Source organism: Kordiimonas aestuarii (genome assembly GCF_025574465.1).
GTDB lineage: Bacteria > Pseudomonadota > Alphaproteobacteria > Sphingomonadales > Kordiimonadaceae > Kordiimonas > Kordiimonas aestuarii.
Genome location: NZ_JAOBPP010000021.1, coordinates 935,986 through 949,079, shown reverse-complemented (window position 1 = coordinate 949,079; position 13,094 = coordinate 935,986). Strand labels below are relative to the sequence as shown.

The 13,094-nt window shown below is 57.2% G+C and carries 12 protein-coding genes; 7 read left to right on the top strand and 5 right to left on the bottom strand.

Annotated features, from left to right (window positions below; translation table 11 throughout):
- The first annotated feature begins 50 nt into the window (after window positions 1–50).
- From OEU85_RS16950 to OEU85_RS16920, 7 genes are all read left to right on the top strand, one after another.
- The gene (locus OEU85_RS16950; protein ID WP_262692715.1) at window positions 51–2,123 is read left to right on the top strand and encodes a phytase; all 2,073 of its coding nucleotides are present in this window, start codon (window positions 51–53) and stop codon (window positions 2,121–2,123) included.
- 145 nt (window positions 2,124–2,268) lie between these two features.
- Window positions 2,269–3,024: a hypothetical protein gene (locus OEU85_RS16945; protein WP_262692714.1), complete on the top strand. Its 756-nt coding sequence runs from the start codon at window positions 2,269–2,271 to the stop codon at window positions 3,022–3,024.
- The gene (locus OEU85_RS16940; protein WP_262692713.1) at window positions 3,024–4,277 is read left to right on the top strand and encodes a hypothetical protein; all 1,254 of its coding nucleotides are present in this window, start codon (window positions 3,024–3,026) and stop codon (window positions 4,275–4,277) included. Before OEU85_RS16945 ends, OEU85_RS16940 begins: the two co-directional genes overlap by 1 nt.
- Entirely contained in the window at window positions 4,264–5,220 is a 957-nt protein-coding gene (locus tag OEU85_RS16935) for an AAA family ATPase (RefSeq protein WP_262692712.1), read from the top strand. The genes OEU85_RS16940 and OEU85_RS16935 overlap by 14 nt, the downstream gene beginning before the upstream one ends.
- Window positions 5,220–6,530 carry a DUF58 domain-containing protein gene (locus tag OEU85_RS16930; RefSeq protein ID WP_262692711.1) on the top strand — a complete coding sequence of 437 codons (1,311 nt, stop codon included), beginning with the start codon at window positions 5,220–5,222 and terminating at the stop codon, window positions 6,528–6,530. The genes OEU85_RS16935 and OEU85_RS16930 overlap by 1 nt, the downstream gene beginning before the upstream one ends.
- The gene (locus OEU85_RS16925; RefSeq protein ID WP_262692710.1) at window positions 6,531–7,550 is read left to right on the top strand and encodes a stage II sporulation protein M; all 1,020 of its coding nucleotides are present in this window, start codon (window positions 6,531–6,533) and stop codon (window positions 7,548–7,550) included.
- On the top strand, window positions 7,547–8,446 hold the full coding sequence (locus tag OEU85_RS16920; protein WP_262692709.1) for an RDD family protein: 900 nt from the start codon (window positions 7,547–7,549) through the stop codon (window positions 8,444–8,446). Before OEU85_RS16925 ends, OEU85_RS16920 begins: the two co-directional genes overlap by 4 nt.
- A gap of 43 nt (window positions 8,447–8,489) precedes the next feature.
- Here the strand turns inward: OEU85_RS16920 and OEU85_RS16915 are convergent, their stop codons facing one another.
- The 5 genes from OEU85_RS16915 to OEU85_RS16895 all read right to left on the bottom strand — a co-directional run bounded on the left by OEU85_RS16915 (window position 8,490) and on the right by OEU85_RS16895 (window position 13,079).
- Window positions 8,490–8,702, bottom strand: coding sequence for a hypothetical protein (locus OEU85_RS16915; protein ID WP_262692708.1), 213 nt, complete (start codon window positions 8,700–8,702; stop codon window positions 8,490–8,492).
- Window positions 8,699–9,304 carry a hypothetical protein gene (locus OEU85_RS16910; protein ID WP_262692707.1) on the bottom strand — a complete coding sequence of 202 codons (606 nt, stop codon included), beginning with the start codon at window positions 9,302–9,304 and terminating at the stop codon, window positions 8,699–8,701. Before OEU85_RS16910 ends, OEU85_RS16915 begins: the two co-directional genes overlap by 4 nt.
- A 57-nt stretch (window positions 9,305–9,361) precedes the next feature.
- A complete protein-coding gene (locus OEU85_RS16905; RefSeq protein ID WP_262692706.1) occupies window positions 9,362–10,150 on the bottom strand; it encodes a hypothetical protein in 789 nt (262 codons plus the stop codon).
- A 194-nt stretch (window positions 10,151–10,344) separates the two neighbouring features.
- On the bottom strand, window positions 10,345–11,652 hold the full coding sequence (gene gabT / locus OEU85_RS16900; RefSeq protein WP_262692705.1) for a 4-aminobutyrate--2-oxoglutarate transaminase: 1,308 nt from the start codon (window positions 11,650–11,652) through the stop codon (window positions 10,345–10,347).
- On the bottom strand, window positions 11,652–13,079 hold the full coding sequence (locus tag OEU85_RS16895; RefSeq protein WP_262692704.1) for an NAD-dependent succinate-semialdehyde dehydrogenase: 1,428 nt from the start codon (window positions 13,077–13,079) through the stop codon (window positions 11,652–11,654). The genes gabT and OEU85_RS16895 overlap by 1 nt, the downstream gene beginning before the upstream one ends.
- Window positions 13,080–13,094: the final 15 nt, after the last annotated feature.

The window sequence follows — 13,094 nt, the reverse complement described above, 5'->3', positions numbered from 1 at the left end:
AAAACATAGCATATTTGGGATCAAGGGAAGCCAGACAGGGAGGGAACCCCATGAGAATCAACCGGCATTTAGCGACTGTGGCAGTCATCGGACTCGCCGCCTGCTCGCCGAAAGAAAACGCGGACACGCCCACCACCGGCGCCGAAGCACCATCGGTCACCAATGTTACGGTTTCGCTAGAGACCGCACCAAGCAGTTCCGATAGTGCCTCTGCCGCACTTGTCTGGCCTGGCGAAAGCGGCGGTGCCACATATATCCTTGGCGCTGTCGAGGATGGTATCGAGGTGTATGATGCCGCTGGCCTTACCCTTTCAAAGACTGACGGCGGCGAAATCGAGTCCTTTGATCTGATCCACGGATTTGGTGCCAACAGTGGCCCCGTGCTTTTTTCGCTTGATACGTCCAATAGCACTGTAAGTGCTTTTACAATGAACAACGGCACGTTAACGCCTGTTCAAGCGGATATTATACAGTCAGAAGTACTGCTTGAAGGTATGTGCGCGCATAAAAGCCCGCTCGACGGCGAAGCATATGCCTTCCTTCTCGGCAGCGGCGGACAGATCGAACAGTGGAACATATTCACCAAAGCTGACGGTACGGTCAGCGCCAAGCTGGTGCGCACACTTCAGCTCGGTACTGAGCCCAAATTCTGTGTCGCGGACAGCCGCAGCAATAGTGTCTATGTTACCGAAGAAGCCGTCGGCGTCTGGCGCTTCGACGCCGATGTCGAGGCGGAAACCGTACCTGAACTCATCGATGTGAAAAAATTTGGTCACTTTACTGGTGAGGTTGGAGGCCTTGCCCTTCATCATACCGAAAAGGGCCAGACAGTACTTTTCGCCTCAGATGTAGAGACAAGCCAGATCAACTTGTATGACGTAACGGACGATCACCGCTATGTCGGCAGCGCAAAATTTTCCGGCGCGGGCTCAATTGACGCCGTGGAGAATGCAGGCAGCCTTTTCGCTGGCAGTGGTTATCTGGTGCTCGCGGACGAAGATAACGGCGAAGAGGCGACAAATTTCAAACTCGCCAAAATCAGCGACATTGCATCAGCTTTCAATTTTGATCAGCTGACCGAGCGGACCGATGAAGACCCAAGCGGCGCATTTGCCCTGGTAAAGCCAAGCGCAGAAACCGCACCGGTTGCCGACGGTGGTGACGCCGCTGATGACCCGGCCATCTGGGTACATCCCACCGACCCGGGGCAAAGCCTGATAATTGGCACCAACAAACAGGGCGGCATATACGTTTACAACCTTGATGGCAGCGTTCACCAATATGTGCCCGATGGCCGCATGAACAATGTGGACCTCCGGTACAATGTCAAGGTTGGGGACCGCGCAGCGACGCTTGTGGTTGCCAGTAACCGCACCGAGGAAAGTATCTCGATATATGAACTGGATGAGCAAACCGGCAAGCTGCAGGACATCGCCGACGGCATCCAGAAGACGGATATGCCTGACCCCTATGGTTTATGCCTCTACCAGAGCCCCAAGGATGGCAGCACCTATGTCTTCATGAATGAGAAAGGCGGCCTTGTGCGTCAGTGGCAACTTGGCGAAGGCAATCCCGGCAAGGTGAAGGCAACTGCTGTGCGCGAGTTTGAAGTAGGTTCCACCGCTGAAGGCTGCGTCGCAGACGATGACACCGGCGCCCTGTTCGTCGCCGAGGAAGACATTGCGCTTTGGAAATATGGCGCGGAACCGGGTGACGGCACCGCGCGGGAAAAAATCACCGACCCTCAGATGAACCACGGCCTGAAAGATGACCTTGAAGGAGTGTCCATCTATTACGGCGCGGGCACCAGCGGTTATATTGTGCTCTCCAGTCAGGGCAACAACAGCTATGCCTTGTTCGACCGAGAAGCACCACATGCTTATGTTGGTTCCTTCCGGGTGATTGCCAACAGCGATGCAGGGATCGATGGCTCCTCGGAAACCGATGGGCTGGACATTATCAGTACCCCGCTGGGGCCTGATTTTCCGTATGGCGTGTTCGTTGCGCAGGATGGGCGCAATATTTCGCCAGCAGAGCGCCAGAATTTCAAACTGGTGCCGTGGGAGCATATTGCCGATAAGCTATCGCTGGAAAAATACACTGGTCGAGACCCGCGCAAATAGGCCGTGATCACCCAACAGTAAAGTTTCAAGTGCCCGAAATTCAGCTTTGTGAAACGCTGGAACCAATGGCTGCGTGAGATTTTGTAAAAAACACCTTTACCGCCCAATAGAGCCTCCATAAAGTGGCGCTATGCTTGGGGGATTGTTGGACAGACTGAAAGAGAATGGACGCCGCTCACTACTGTGGGCGGCGGTTGCTGTTATTCTGTTTGGATTGGCTTACGGCTGGAATAGTTATAACATCGGTGAGGATAAACCCGCGACTGCCGAACCGGCCGAAATACTCACAAAAGCTGCCTTGCCTGATACAGAAATCGGTCGCGCTGTCACTACCTTGCTGGAACACGGCGAATTCCAGCGCGATCTGCCGGAGAGCCCAAAACCGCGGGCCAGACAGCAAACCGGTGGCATGCCAGCGTGGCTGGGTAAGGCAATTTTGTATTCATTGATGGGCTTGGGGCTTTTTGCCATTGCCGTTTTTGTCTGGGTTCTTGTCACCGGCAACCCGCCTAAAGCACCCAGAAAAAAGCATGCCACCACCCGGCGCAGCCCCAATCCCAAGCAACACCGTGCCGAACATGCCTTCATCCAGCACGCCACATTTGACGATGCCGAAAGGGCGGCAGAAAATGGCAATTTTGGCGAAGCCATCCGGATATTGTTGGCCCTTAGCCTGCTCGCCCTCGCGGAACAGCGCCGCGTGCTGGTACGCCCCCATATGACTGGTCGGGAAATCGTCGACAGCGCGAGCCTTGATAGCAAGCATCTCGCTGCCCTGCGCTTTATGGTGCTTGCCGTCGAAACATATGCCTTTGCCGGTCGCGACATCACCGAATCCGTATTCAGCAGCTGCCTTGGCGGGTATCGTAGCCTGACAGAAAAAAATGCGGGGCAGCCCTGATGTACCAGCCCCCAAAAACCAGCGCACCGGCAAACGATGCGCCCTTTTCCAACAAAACCCTGTTCTGGATTATCCTTCTGGGCATTCTCGCGACCCTTGGGGTCGCCGTAACGTCCGTATTCCAAGGGGATGGCCGTTACGAGACATCCGCCGGCACCAACAGTTTTTCCAAATCCGCAGTCGGCCACGCCGCCTGGGTGGAACTACTCAAGTCAGATGGCTGGCGGATGCTGCAAAGCCAACATAATACATTCGACAAGCTCAACGAGAAAGCCGCCCTTTTTCTGCTTGAGCCGGTTGGACCACCCGGGCGAAAGCGCATCAATGACCTGATCGACTTTTCCCCCATGCTGGTTGTGCTGCCAAAGCGCCGCACGGGCCCGCACCCCTTCAAGGCAGGGTGGATCGGCAGCCAGCATCTGTTGCCCGCTCGCACGCCCCAAACCATCGCGCAAAACCTGCTCGAAGATGCCGAGGTGATACGGCCCGACGCCACACCCAAAAACTGGCAGCACGACTTCAGCGCCACCGCGGTGCCCGATATCGATGATCTGCAATTGATCAAGTCAGACCTTTTGGCACCGATCATTGCGACGGGTGACGGCATTCTTTTTGGCAAACTCAAGCTCGCCGGGGCGCAGCCTGTGTGGGTCTTGTCCGACCCTGACCTAATTGCAACGCATGGCCTTGCCCGGGGCTGGAACGCCGCCATCGCACAGACCGTCGCACAGACGGTCGCGGAAGGAACCGACACCATCATCATTGACGAGGTTGTGCACGGTTTCACGGCGACACCCAGCCTCGGCAAGGCGATGTTTGAGCACCCCTTTGTCTACCTGACCATAGCCGGATTGCTGGCGCTGATGGTCTTCCTGCTGGCGCAGACCCGGCGTTTTGGCGCCCCATGGCGCGCCAACGTCGAGGTCGCGGACTCCAAGACGGTTTTTGTGGAGAATGCCGCACGCATCCTGCATCTGGCGGAAAAAGAGCAGGAAGCACTCCTGCGGCTGATGGACGATCAGGCACTTGAGGTAGCCCGGAAACTCAGGGCGCCATCTGAACTTGAGCGAAACCGGCTTGAAGCCTGGCTTGATGATCAAGGCCAAAAACGCGGAATTTCAGTAACTTTCTCTACCATCCGCCGCAGGGTGCAGCGCATCCGCGAAGACGACGACAGTCGGCAACACCGATTACTTATTCATGCCAACCAATTTTATACCTGGAGACAGGAGATGCTTAATGACCCCAAGTGATATCCAACAGGCCAGCGAGACGCTGCGCGCTAATATCGGGACCATGATTGTTGGCCAGGATGACGCGGTGGATTTGCTGCTGATATCATTGTTATCGGAAGGGCACATCCTGTTCGAAGGGGTGCCGGGAGTTGCCAAGACCCTGCTGGCCCAGGCTTTTTCAGCAAGCCTTGATCTGCGTTTTGGTCGCATACAATTCACGCCGGACCTGATGCCCGGCGATGTGCTCGGCACCAATATTTACCGGTTTGAAACCAACGAATTTGCCCTGACGAAGGGGCCGATTTTCACCGATCTGTTGCTGGCCGACGAAGTGAACCGCACACCACCCAAAACACAAGCTGCTCTGTTGCAGGCCATGCACGAACGAGAAGTCACGATTGACGGCAAGGCCTATAGTCTGGGTAGCGGCTTCATGGTGATCGCAACACAAAACCCGATCGAACAGCAAGGCACCTACCCCTTGCCGGAAGCACAGCTTGATCGCTTCCTGTTCCAGCATATTCTGGAATATCCAAGCCGCGAGGAAGAACGGCGTATCCTTGGCCTGCATGGTCACCGCGCCACAATGCCGTCAGTGGCGGACATGGGCGTAAAGCCCGTGCTGGACATGGCTGGCCTTGATGCCATGCGGGCCTGCATTGCAAAACTGCCTATGGCAGACGAACTGCTGGACTATATCGTCGATCTGGTGCGTGGCACCCGTGAACATGCGTCTGTCCGGGTCGGGGCTTCACCGCGCTGTGGCACCATGATCGCGCGGGCGGCACGGGCATCGGCCGCCCTTGACGGGCGGGACTACGTTATCCCCGACGACATCAAGCGCCTCGCGCTGCCCGCGCTTCGGCACCGCCTGGTCCTCAGCCCTGCCGCGGAAATCGAAGGCATCAAAGCTGGTGATGTGATTCAGCAATTGCTTGAGCAGGTGAAGGCCCCCCGCTAATGCGCCCGACACTGCGTACATTCTGGGCGATACTCTGTGCGGTCCCGCTAGCACTGCTCCTGCTGCTTGTGGCACCCTCCGTTGTGAGCCTTGTCGGCTATTATCTGGCGCTGATGGGCTGCCTGCTACTGCTTGATGGCTGGAACTGCCCGAAAGAGGCAAACCTGCGATTTGAAATCATTGAACCGGCACAAATTTTCCTGGGAGAAACTGCCGAGCTGACGCTTGCCGTTCAGCGTTCAAACGGCACGCCGGCACCGCCTGTGCTGGCAGCCGTCGCCGTCAATGATGTACTGGAACAGGCAGCCCAAACGCCGGTGATTATCCCTTCACAGACCGGCGAGGCTGTGCTGACCCTCACGCCGCGGCAACGCGGCATGGCAGAGCTGCCCACTGTCTGGTTTCGCTGGACCGGCCCCCTTGGTTTGATGGAACGCCAGAGTGTGCAATCCCCTGACCTCACGGTTCCGGTGCTGCCTAATTTCCAGCGCGCTGCAAAAGCGGCATCGGACCTGATGGGCGCCGCCGCCGATGAATTTGGGCCCCGAGCCTTCCCGCGCCATGGTGAAGGCTCGGAGTTTTCATCCCTGCGCGACTATATGACGGGCATGGACCCCCGCACCATCGACTGGAAACGGTCCGCACGGTATCGCGGGCTGCTCACGAAACAATATGAGGCCGAGCGCAATCATCAGGTTATTCTTGCGTTCGACACAGGCCATTTGATGGCCGAACGGCTTGGTTCCCTGTCTCGGCTTGACCATATGGTCAATGCGGGACTTGTGCTTGCACACGCTGGACTCAAAAGTGGTGATCGTGTTGGCCTGTTCAGCTTCGACAGTGAAGTGCACTTTTACGTAAAACCGCTTCGGGGCGTCAGCTCCTTCAGCCATTTGCAGCATTATCTGGCCCGGCTGACATGCAGTAAAACCGAGAGCAACTATACCCTTGCAACAACACGGCTGGCCGAAGTGCTCAACCGCCGCACTCTTATCATTCTATTCACTGATTTTGTGGACACAACGACAACGGAACTGATGCGCGAAAACCTCAGCCGCCTCGCGGTGCATCATCTGGTGGTTTTCGTCGCCCTCAAGGACCCTTACCTCAAACGCACAGCTGACAAGGCGATGACAACCACGCGTGACATCTCGCGTGCCGCTACCGCCACCGCGTTGATCAAGGAACGGCGGCTCCTGTTCTCCAACCTGCGGCGGCAAGGGGTGATATGCCTCGAACCCGATGAAGCTCATCTGGTCAGCGCCATGATCCATCAATATCGCACGATCATTAACCGGGAGCTGGTCTAAATGGCGACGCACCACTCAAAAAGCTATCAGTTCCGCAAAGATCGTGAGGGTGGCTGGCAGCGGCTGGAGGCGCTCGTGCTGGCTGCGGAAAAATCCGGTATCCGTTCGCTCAGTGCTAAAGACGCCTTTGAGATGCCGCACCTCTACCGCAGCGCCCTGTCCGGCCTCAGCGTCGCGCGTGCCATTTCGCTCGACAGAAACCTTGTTGACTATCTCGAGAACCTGACAACCCGGGCCTATCTGTTATTTTACGGACACCAGCGCCCCGCCGGGCAAGCTTTCATACACCTGATGCGGTATTCCGTGCCAAACGCTGTACGGGCGATCCGGCTTGAACTGACGGTCTCAACAGCGGTGTTTCTGGCGGGCGTGCTGGTAGCCTTCTTTCTGGTACTTGGCAGTCCAGACTGGTTTTTTACCTTCGTCAGCCCTGAGATGGCAAACGGGCGCCAGCCTGGTGCCACCGCCGAACAGCTTGCCAACGTGCTCTATCAACGCGATGGCACCGCCGATGGCCTCGACATCTTTGCCACATTCCTCTTCACCCATAATGCGCGGGTCGGCCTTTTGGCGTTTGCCCTTGGCTTTGCCCTTGGTGTGCCGACGCTTTGGTTACTGTTCAGTAACGGCGCGACACTTGGTGCAATGTTTGCGCTGTATCACGACAAAAGCCTTGGGATGGAGCTGGGCGGTTGGCTCATCATTCACGGGACCACCGAAATTCTGGCCATTCTTTTATGTGGAGCAGCAGGCCTGGCCATCGCTCGACATTATGTTTTTCCGGGTAGGCTCAGCCGAATGGAAGCGCTTGCGCATCACGGCAAGCAGGCCGCCTTGGTCGCCTTCGGGTGTATCACCATGTTTCTGGTCGCCGGGCTTCTTGAGGGCTTTGGCCGCCAGCTCATCACCAGCGATCTGGCACGCTATATCATCGGCCTCGCATTTCTGGCCATGTGGGGGCTGTATTTCGCCAGCAGATGGCCGGCACCGGACGAGGACGGTACGGAGGGCGCGCGATGAGCATAAAGAAGCTGGCGTCCACCGAACGACAGATGCGCGAAATCCTGACGCCAGAAGGCGTCACGCTCAAGGTGGAACTGGCCCAGACCGGTGACCGGGCCGGGGCAGTGCTGATTGACCTTCTGCTTCTGTTTGTCGGCATGATACTGGGCGCGCTTGGCATTGGGCTGACGACCGGCTTCGCGGGGCTGGGTCGTTTCGGTATTATCCTGATCCTGCTGCTGTTGTTCCTCTTTCGCAATTTCTACTTCATGTTCTTTGAACTGAAATGGCAAGGGCAAACGCCAGGCAAAAGACGGCTAGGCCTGAAGGTGATCGACCGGTTTGGCCGCCCTCTGTCGTCAGAAGCCATCTTCGCCCGCAACATGATGCGGGAGATCGAGATATTTTTACCCATGGGGATTATCTTCTCCGGCAGCGCGACGGGAGTGAGCGGTATCATGCAGCTATTCGCCCTGATCTGGGCCTTGGTTTTGGTGTTTCTGCCAACCATGAACCGGGATCACCTACGCGCAGGGGACCTTGTAGCGGGCACACTTGTCGTGCGCGAGCCGCGCGTTAAACTAGCGGCGGATATGCTGTCTGGTGCTGAAGATGAAGAAAAGTCGGCCTACAGCTTTACCGTGGGCCAGCTGGAGCTTTACGGCATTTACGAACTGCAAATGCTGGAGGATCTCCTGCGCAACCAGTCTTTGGAGGCGGCCGCCAAACGACAGACAGCCGGGCAGACCATCATCCGCAAGATCGACTGGCCTGACCGTGTAACCCACGGCCGGATGGATGCCTTTCTGCAGGCCTACTACAATGCGCTCAGGAAGCACCTGGAAGGCAAGCTGTTAATGGGTACGCGCAAGGAGAACAAGTTCGACAAAGATGTAGGCGGACGCAAGAACTGAAACCCACGCGCACCCCATGCGTCAACAGCTCGTCCACTACTCGTCAGGCGAAAATCTCCGCGATCTCATCCGTTGGCATGCCTTCCTTCAATTCCTTCAGCCGCAGGAACAACACGGCAGCAATTGCGGCAGTCAACGACGTTGACAACAATGTCTGCAGAAAGAGCATGACAAAACCGCCAAGGATAGGGGCGCCACTCGCCGACACCAGCGCGTTCCCAAGCGTTTCAGACGCCCAACCCAGAGCCTGGCTCACCCCCCCTCTATCAAAAAGATACCAAATATGGGCCAGCGATAGCCGCTTGTCAGATCACCGCTACGCTCTATCGCCTGCAGGGGGCCAAGGCGCTCGGCCACCGCTGCCGGCAGCGCCACCATCCACATGACAGATAATATAAGCCCCGGGACCACAAACAAAAGCATGCCGATACTGGTACCCAAAGATGTCAGGATAGCAATCACCAACGCGGGCAAAAAAAATCGCAATCCCGCCCTCAGCATTGCAAAAAAATCGATCTTTCGCCCAGTAACATATTGCAGGGTTCCCGCCGCGATGGCGGGATAGGCAATCTGCGTAAACAGCATCAATCCAAATATGGCTGCAAATGTCGCCTGCCACCCCAACCCTGCCGTTCCACCATACATGAAAGACAGGTCCCCCGATAACGAGAGCGAATAAAGCACCAAAGGTGACACGGCAAGAAAGCTAAGCGCTGCAAAGCTGAAAAAATTGGCAAAAAGCGCTTGGAAGGAGAGTGACAGAATAGCACCCACGCCAAGCCCGTCCGAGGGGCTCGGTGGTGCGGGGCGGCCTGCCTCAGGCACGCTCAGACGATCTTCAATTTTAACCTGTTTCATGAAGCTTTCTCTATCAATTGACAAAAGAAATGGCAGCGGCCAACCAGCCTCGCCGCATCAGGAAAATACCGATGCGACATCGTCCGCGAGCACCCCCTCTTTGGCCGCACGCAAGCCCGTGTAGACAGATGCTGTCATGCTACCATAGACCCCAATCATCGCCGACGTGAACAGCAGGGCTATGAGGCCGCCAACAATCGGCAGGGCCAGAAACATCGCCGGAACGCTCAGAATAAGCTGCGCCAGCGTCGCCACCACTATGACAACAACAATTGCGCCTAATATCGGCCAACGATACCCCGCTGTCAGTAAACGGCTACGTCGCAACGCCGCAATTGGCCCCAGTCCTTCGGCAACAATCGCCGGAATGGTGACCGAAACCATCAACGCTATGATGATCCCGGGTATGATCAGTAGCAGCATGCCAATTGATACCAGAACCCAGATAAGGATTGCCGCGCACAACGCTGGCACAAAAGCACGAAGGCCGACCTTGAGCATACTGGCAATAGATGCCTTGCGCCCTGCCTGATATTCGATCGCTCCAAAGACGATTGCGCTCTGCACCACCGTCATCATCAGGAACATGATCAGGAGTGGCAAAAGCATCAGCAGAGGGGATGGCGGGGCAGACAAAGACCGGGTCGCCGACATACTTTCTTCGGCAATGGGAGCAAACAAGAGGGCGTTGATGGCGGCAGAACTGGCGAGCAGCACCCCGTAGACAACGCCGCCAAAAGCCAGAAACCTGAAAAAGTTCGCGAAAAAGGTACGAAATGTGTTTGTCAGTACATCGCCAACACGAAATTCCGGCAGCAGGCCTACCGCCGCGAAATGGTCTGTCATATATACATCCCCCAATCAGAATACCGGGGCTACAACAGATTTTTCGGCACGTCCCAACCCCCGAGAACAAATTAATTTATGCTTCTGGCGATTGCAACAAAACAGATCGTGTTTTGGGGCACCTAACGCAGCACAGCACCGTGTAAGCGCTTCTGCGGAAAAGACGGGGCTCATACAGCCCCGCCCCTTTGCGCTTAGCGTCGCATCACTGCCTCTAGGATATCAAGACCCTCCCCAAGGATCTCATCCGGTGCTGTCAGCGCGGGCAGGAAGCGGATCACATTGCCCCTGATACCGCACGAAAGCAGGATAAGTCCGGCCTCCGCCGCGGCTTTCACAATTTCCGCCGTGCGCGCCGGGTCCGGCTGGTCCGCCTTGCCGTCCTTGACAATCTCGATCGCGATCATGGCGCCAAGCGCGCGGATATCACCGATCTCCTTGAGGCCACTAGCCTGCATCGCGGTGAGGCGTTTGGTGAAGAAGGTACCGATCTCGTCCGCGCGTTCGCAAAGGCGATCTTCCCTGATGATATCAAGGACCTTCAGCCCCGCGACACAGCCAAGGGGCGAACCGCCATAGGTGCCGCCAAGGCCGCCGGGTGCTGCCGCGTCCATTACGTCTGCCTTGCCGATCACGCCGGAAATCGGGAAACCGCCTGCCATGGCCTTGGCCACGGTCATCAGGTCAGGCTCAATCCCGGCATGTTCGGTCGCAAACACGCGGCCCGTGCGGGCAAAACCGGTCTGGATCTCGTCACAGATCAACAGCATGCCATGCTGGTCACACAGTGCGCGCAACGCCTGCATGAACTTGGGCGAGGCGGCATAAAAACCACCCTCACCCTGCACCGGTTCAAGGATGATGGCCGCAACGTCTTCAGACGCGATATCAGCCTTGAACAGATCCGCCACCGCGTCCAGCGCCATCTCTTCCGTGATACCGTGATACGGCACGGGGTAAGGTACATGATAAATACCCTGCGGGAACGGGCCAAAGCCTACCTTGTAGGGTGCCACCTTGCCCGTGAGCGCCATGCCCATCATGGTGCGGCCATGGAAGCCGCCCTTAAAGGCAATCACGCCGGGCCGCCCGGTGGCAGCGCGTGCTATCTTGACCGCGTTTTCAACCGCCTCCGCGCCCGTGGTCAGGAAGATGGTTTTTTTCGGTGTGTCCCCCGGCGCAAGCTCATTAAGCTGCTCCGCAAGCGCAACATAACTCTCGTAGGGCGTGACCTGAAAACAGGTGTGGGAGAAATTGTCGATCTGCGCTTTGACGGCTTCGGTAATGCGCGGGTCACCATGGCCGGTGTTGGTGACCGCAATGCCGGTGGCAAAATCCACGTAGCGCTTGCCTTCCACATCCCACACTTCGGCGTTCCTGGCATACGCCGAAAAGCGCTGGTGCATGCTGCCCACACCGCGCGGCACGGCCTTTTCACGGCGGTCCCACAGGTCCTTGTTTTTCTGCGTTTCACTATTCACCGGCTTCACATTCTTCAGCATCAATCCAGCCCTCCCAGGAGGCAATATTTGGTTTCTAGATAATCGTCGATACCGTATTTTGAACCTTCACGGCCGAGGCCCGATTGCTTGACCCCGCCAAACGGGGCCACTTCGGTTGAAATGATGCCTTCGTTGATGCCGATCATACCATATTCAAGCGCCTCTGCCACACGGAACACACGGCCCAGATCACGCGCGTAAAAATAGGCGGCAAGGCCATAGGGCGTATCATTGGCAAGGCGGATAACCTCCGCCTCATCGCTGAATTTGAAGATGGGCGCAACGGGGCCAAAAACCTCCGCCTGTGCGATGGTCATCTGCGGTGTAACGCCGGTCAAAATGGTAGGGGCATAAAAGCCCGCACCCGCACTATGGCGGCTGCCGCCGATGACCGCCTCAGCGCCACGGGCGACGGCATCGTCAACGAGCTCGGCCACCTTGTCGCAACCGGCCTTGTTAATGAGTGGCCCCACGGTAATACCCACATCTGCGCCGTGCCCGACACGCAGGGCAGCAACAGCATCTTTCAGCTTTGCAACAAAAGTATCGTGCACTGCTTCATGGACAAAAAAGCGGTTGGCACACACGCAGGTTTGCCCCGCATTGCGGTATTTGGACGCCATAGCCCCCACAACGGCCGCATCGATATCTGCATCCTCGAACACGATGAAGGGCGCATTGCCGCCCAGCTCAAGGCTGACTTTCTTGATTGTGGACGCACACTGCGCCATCAGAACGCGCCCCACAGCGGTTGAACCGGTGAACGAAAACTTGCGCACGGTCGGGTGAGTGGTCAGCACTTTGCCGATTTCCGCCGGGTTGGTGGTTGTCATCACCTTGACAAGCCCCTTTGGCAGGCCAGCGTCAAGTGCCAGTTTCTCCAGCGCGAGTGCGGTCAGCGGGGTTGCCTCAGCCGGCTTGACAACCGCGCTGCAGCCAGCGGCCAGTGCGGGCGCCACCTTGCGGGTGATCATCGCCAGCGGGAAGTTCCACGGTGTTATCGCTGCGACCACACCGATGGGCTGCTTGAGCACCATGATGCGTTTACCCTGTGCGAAACTCGGAATCACGTCACCGTAGACACGCTTGCCTTCTTCAGCGAACCATTCGATGAAACTGGCACCATACAGCACTTCGCCGCGCGCTTCCGCCAGCGGCTTGCCACACTCCGCAGTGATAATTTCAGCCAGTTCGTCCGCGTGGGCCACAATCATACGGTGCCACGCCATCATCAGGCTGGCGCGTTCCTTCGCGGTGCGCTGTGACCAGTCACGGAATGCCTGTGCAGCCACTTCAATGTGGCCTTCCACCTCAGCGCTTGTCATGTCGGCCACGGTCATAAGGGACGCGCCCGAGGCCGGGTCAAAAACCTCAAGCCCGCCTGTTTTGGCCGCAAAATCTGCTACCAACGGGAAATGTTGGGTCATCGGAACTCTCTTCTT